The following is a 272-nucleotide window of genomic DNA, read 5'->3' as shown; positions in this document are numbered from 1 at the left end:
ACCCCCGATCTTATTTAGGATGCCATAGAAAGCGTGGATATTTTTCCTGAGTCAGGGTTGTTAGCGCTAAATAGCTACGAGAATCGGGTGTATCTATTTGTGGCCGAGGGTGCAAAGCGTTACGTCGTTAAGTATTATCGCCCTGAGCGCTGGAGCAAAGCGCAAATTCAAGAAGAGCATGACTATGCTTTTGAGCTAGCCGCCGCTGGAGTACCTGTGGTGGCGCCAATAAATCACAATGGGCAAACCTAGTTACAAAATCAAGGGTAGTT

At 47.1% G+C, this 272-nt stretch carries 1 pseudogene; it reads left to right on the top strand.

What is annotated here, in order from left to right:
* Window positions 1-249, top strand: a pseudogene (locus tag CWC30_RS18255) (phosphotransferase); the annotation flags it as partial.
* Between the last annotated feature and the right edge of the window lie 23 nt (window positions 250-272).

It is taken from the genome of Pseudoalteromonas sp. S4741 (assembly GCF_005886135.1).
In the GTDB taxonomy this organism is placed as follows: domain Bacteria; phylum Pseudomonadota; class Gammaproteobacteria; order Enterobacterales; family Alteromonadaceae; genus Pseudoalteromonas; species Pseudoalteromonas tetraodonis.
This window is presented reverse-complemented; position numbering and strand designations above follow the sequence as displayed.